Source organism: Clostridium senegalense JC122 (genome assembly GCF_000285575.1).
In the GTDB taxonomy this organism is placed as follows: domain Bacteria; phylum Bacillota; class Clostridia; order Clostridiales; family Clostridiaceae; genus Clostridium_J; species Clostridium_J senegalense.
Genome location: NZ_HE611050.1, coordinates 178,366 through 182,828, shown reverse-complemented (window position 1 = coordinate 182,828; position 4,463 = coordinate 178,366). Strand labels below are relative to the sequence as shown.

The following is a 4,463-nucleotide window of genomic DNA, read 5'->3' as shown; positions in this document are numbered from 1 at the left end:
CTTTTGCTTCATAATAAGCACTTCCAAAAACACCTATGCATATAGGTTTTTTGTATACATAATGTTCTAAATCAAAAAATATAGCATCTTTAAATAAATCATTTTGATTATCAAATAACAGAGATGAGTCTAAATCAAAATCTCCAACAGGGATACTTTCGTGCCTAATAATCACCATATCACTCTTTTCTTAAAAAATTATCTATGTAAAACATATAGTTAATAGTCTTTTTAGACGATAACACAAAAAATATTATATCATAGAATAAGTATTTCCATCAAATTCTATTTTATCAAAAATTACCATTATATTAAACTAATTAGAATTTATTTAATATTTTGAATGAAGATGAAGTTTTACTTCAAATTTATCTTATTCTAAATACATGTTGTTAATAATGTTTTATGAAAAACTTTAAAAAGTGTTATATTTTTGTACTTTGTAAAATAATATATAACTAATATAAGATTTAAAATTAATGAATGATATTTAAAAATATCCCCAAATAAATAATTTATTTTACATAATTATAGTGATTATGTGCAATGATTTTAATTCGCTAATTTACATAAAAAAATAGGGGGTATGTAAAAATGGAGTTAATAAATAATATATCAGAAGAGAAAATTCTTATAAGAAAACTTATGGATGTTGAAGAAATTTTGAGTTTAAGAGAAAACAAAGGAGTTTTTAAAATTAAAAGTGAAAATAAAAATTTATCCCCAGACATACAAAGTATTGTTTATTTAAGAATTAATGATAGTATAATAGAAAAGTTTAAACTAGCATTTAAAATAAAAGAAATACCAATGAGGCTTTATGAGGTAGAAATGTTATGTGAAGGAAGAAGTTTGAATTATTTATACAAAGATTCTATTTTAAAAATCATTTCTAATAGAATAAAAGAAGAGTTAGAAATTGAAAATTTAAATCCTAAAATAAATGAAAATCTGCTTAAAGCTTACAAAGGAGCAATTAAAGAGGCATGTAGAACATCTTTACAAAGTTAATGATAATTTAATATATGAATCTAAAATTACATTTTAGTTTATATATTATAAATTTTAGATAGCCATTTATTTAAAATTTTATTTAAATTATATAGAATAAATTTCATCTCCTAATATATTTTTGGTAATAAAAAAAGTTAGTTTTTAAAGCTAGCTTTTTTTAATGCTTAAATTGTTTAATTTAATAAAAAATGGAAATGGTATAAATAAAACCAATTATTAAATAAATAAGAAAAGGAGAGGGTTTATTTATGAAAAAAGTAAGAAGAAAAAAGAAAGGATTTACTTTAATAGAGCTAGTAGTAGTTATATCAATAATAGCCATACTTGCGATTATTGCAGTGCCTAAATTTGGACAAATTCAGCAAAATGCAAAACAAAGAGCAGACATTGCAACAGCTAAAAATATAGCTATGGCTGTAAACTCTCAATTATCTTGTGGAAAAACTATAGATAATCTAAATGAAACAGAAATTTATGAGTACTTTAATGGTGATATAAAGCAACAAGCAAAAGTAGGAAATCAAATTCCAGGGGAATTTACTGTGTATTTAATGGCAAATGATAATATAGTAATAACTACAGGAAGTAGACAGGTATATCCTTCAGTTAAAGAAGATTATACTAGCAGTGGTACAGGAAAATCTATTAGTATAAAATGTAATAGAAATAATTAAGTTTATAAAGGGTTTAAATAAATGAAATATTCAGTTAAAATAGTATTTAAGTTTTATTTAAATTTAGGACTATATTTATTAAGAGTATAAATTAAAAGTTGCATAGGATTTTAGGATGACTTTTAAAACTATCTATTCTAAAACTCGGATACCTAGAATAATGAAACATGCTGCGAATCACTTAGAACTTAACACTACATTTTAAAAAGCATTTTAAAATTATTGAATAAATTTAAAGGGGGAGCTTGTTTCCCGATAGCTTATAAATTTTAAACAATGGGAGTGGAAAAATGATAGATAATATAGAGAAAATATTTAAAAATAGAAAAATCAATAAGATGGGGAAATACAAAAAAGCAGCAGTTATGATATTATTACAAGAAGAAAATGATAAATTAAATTTAATTTTTGAATTAAGGGCTAAAACATTAAAAAGTCAGCCTGGAGATATTTGTTTTCCTGGAGGTAAAATTGAAAAAAACGAGAGTGAAAAGGACGCTGCAATAAGAGAAACCATAGAGGAATTAAATTTACAAGAAGAGGATATAAAGTACATAGGGCAAATGGATGAGTTTGTAACACCATATAGACTTATAATATATCCATTTATAGCTAAAACTTCAATAAGAACAATAGAACCTAGTGAATTTGAAGTGGAAAAAATTATAAAAATACCTTTGGACGAGTTATTAAAATATGAACCTAAATTATATAATATGAAAATAGGTCCAATAGATAAAAATGGTTTTCCTTTTGAACTTATAAATGGAGGAGAAACTTATAAATTTAGAGAAGGTGTAATAGAACAATATTTTTATACTTTTGAAGGATATACAGTTTGGGGTTATACTGCATATATTTTAAAAGAATTTTTAGATATAATAAAATCAAAATAAATAATAAAAAATATTTAATGATTAAACTATAATTAAAATTTAAAGCCTTATAGTAGCTTTATTTGAAGCTTATATATGTTGGTAATATTGTGATATAATTGTGAATATATATATATTAAATTAGAGTATATTAAAATAAAAAATAAATAAAAAGTTAGTTAATAATTGAATGAAAATGTAAATATTAAGTTAAAAAATTATTATATGTTTAATATTTGTAAAAAATAAATATAATTAGAGTTTGGTTAAACAAAGAGGGATTAGGAGGGGAAATTATGGAGCATATACATCATTGGCATAATGATACTTTAGGAAGAAAAGTTGTTAAGGCTTTAGAAAAAAATCAATTCCATGCAATATATGTTGATACGAAAGAAGAAGCAGAGAATTTTATAATGTATCATATTAAATCTGGAGATAATATAGCATTTGGTGGTTCTCAAACTATAAAGGCTATGAATTTAAAAAGGAAAATAAGAGAGTTAGGTGGAAATATAATTGATCATGGTGAAGAAGGGTTAAGTAAAGAAGAAAAATTGTCTGTAATGAGGAAAGAATTAATAAGTGATTTATTTCTTTGCAGTAGTAATGCCATCACACTTGATGGTAAATTAGTTAATATAGATGGAGCTGGAAATAGAGTTGCAGCTATGAGTTTTGGACCTAAGAAAGTTATAATTGTGGCAGGAATAAATAAAATAGTAGAAAATGTTGAAGAAGGATTTAAAAGAATACAAAATAATGTAGCACCTAAAAATTGCAAAAGGTTAGGTGTGAAAAATCCTTGTATAATAGAAGGTACTTGTGTAAATTGTAATTCACAAAGTAGAATTTGTAGAATTTCTTCAGTTATAACTAAAAGACCTATGCAAAGTGATATTAGTGTTATTATAGTAGGCGAAGAACTAGGATATTAGATTAGACCTTATTGGTCTAATTTTTTTTGAAAAATTCCACGAATTAGTATTAAAAATCAAATAAAATATAAAATATGTTAAGTAACTGATATAATTTTCTAAAAATACTTTATATTATGTCAATTATACCTTATAATGATAGTATAGCTTATAATGACTTGGGATGGGGGGATGAAATATGGCTAAATGTCCTTTGCTTAGCACAATTGATGAAGATGTAGAATGTTTTAAGGAATGTGATTTATATAAATGGGAAGGCAATGATAACAAATGTCCCTTTATGGAACTTAAAAAATCCAAAAAAGCATTGAAACATATTTCTGAATATGAAGCTTATAAAGAAGATAAAACCTCTCCTATAAGTATTCTTTATAGTGATGATTATATCAGAGGAATATATACTAAAAATGAGGAGTTAATAGAAGAACTTTAACATATATTATTATGTTAAATGTTATTTTATATTAGGAATATATTATAAATTCTAGAATGTATTTAGAATGAAGCTTTTTTATAATTTATGAATAATTAAAATTCAAGCTTACTTTGTTATATAGGATTTAAGTTTTAAATTATTAAATTTAAAACTTAAATATCTAAACAGATGATTGAAGCTTGTAAATAGCTAAATTTAATATTAAATTTTGTATAAAAATCTTTTTAAGACCTTAAATAAATTTAAATAAGAGCTTGTTTCCCTATATAAATAATAAAATTTATTTTCTTTAAGAAAGCTATTATAAAAGAGATAATAAGATACATCAAAATAATTTTATATTAATTATTTTGGTGTATTTTTTTATGATAAAACCTTATTCAAGGTAGGAAAATTTACATATTATTAAAATGCTGATATAATTTTAAAATGTATAATAAAATTTAAAACTTTACAAGTAGGTAATGGTGAATAAAAATGGACAAAAGAGAAAAGGTTAAATGTTATTATAGTGAGAAGTATAATA

The 4,463-nt window shown here is 23.1% G+C and carries 5 protein-coding genes; all 5 read left to right on the top strand.

Annotation, left to right across the window (positions count from 1 at the left end):
• Window positions 1-594: 594 nt before the first annotated feature.
• The 5 genes from CSGHG_RS01290 to CSGHG_RS01270 all read left to right on the top strand — a co-directional run bounded on the left by CSGHG_RS01290 (window position 595) and on the right by CSGHG_RS01270 (window position 3,934).
• On the top strand, window positions 595-1,011 hold the full coding sequence (locus CSGHG_RS01290; RefSeq protein ID WP_010291993.1) for a hypothetical protein: 417 nt from the start codon (window positions 595-597) through the stop codon (window positions 1,009-1,011).
• 251 nt (window positions 1,012-1,262) lie between these two features.
• Window positions 1,263-1,688, top strand: a complete 426-nt coding sequence (locus tag CSGHG_RS19500; RefSeq protein ID WP_010291992.1) for a type II secretion system protein — start codon at window positions 1,263-1,265, stop codon at window positions 1,686-1,688.
• Window positions 1,689-1,978: 290 nt separating this feature from the next.
• A complete protein-coding gene (locus CSGHG_RS01280; RefSeq protein WP_010291990.1) occupies window positions 1,979-2,584 on the top strand; it encodes an NUDIX hydrolase in 606 nt (201 codons plus the stop codon).
• A gap of 275 nt (window positions 2,585-2,859) precedes the next feature.
• The gene (locus CSGHG_RS01275) at window positions 2,860-3,501 is read left to right on the top strand and encodes a lactate utilization protein (RefSeq protein ID WP_010291988.1); all 642 of its coding nucleotides are present in this window, start codon (window positions 2,860-2,862) and stop codon (window positions 3,499-3,501) included.
• A gap of 178 nt (window positions 3,502-3,679) precedes the next feature.
• On the top strand, window positions 3,680-3,934 hold the full coding sequence (locus tag CSGHG_RS01270; RefSeq protein ID WP_010291986.1) for a hypothetical protein: 255 nt from the start codon (window positions 3,680-3,682) through the stop codon (window positions 3,932-3,934).
• Window positions 3,935-4,463: the final 529 nt, after the last annotated feature.

What these genes read in the sequence shown, in the direction of transcription:
- CSGHG_RS01290 (WP_010291993.1), top strand. Translation starts at nt 595, where the DNA reads ATGGAGTTAATAAATAATATATCAGAAGAGAAAATTCTTATAAGAAAA.
- CSGHG_RS19500 (WP_010291992.1), top strand. Translation starts at nt 1,263, where the DNA reads ATGAAAAAAGTAAGAAGAAAAAAGAAAGGATTTACTTTAATAGAGCTA.
- CSGHG_RS01280 (WP_010291990.1), top strand. Translation starts at nt 1,979, where the DNA reads ATGATAGATAATATAGAGAAAATATTTAAAAATAGAAAAATCAATAAG.
- CSGHG_RS01275 (WP_010291988.1), top strand. Translation starts at nt 2,860, where the DNA reads ATGGAGCATATACATCATTGGCATAATGATACTTTAGGAAGAAAAGTT.
- CSGHG_RS01270 (WP_010291986.1), top strand. Translation starts at nt 3,680, where the DNA reads ATGGCTAAATGTCCTTTGCTTAGCACAATTGATGAAGATGTAGAATGT.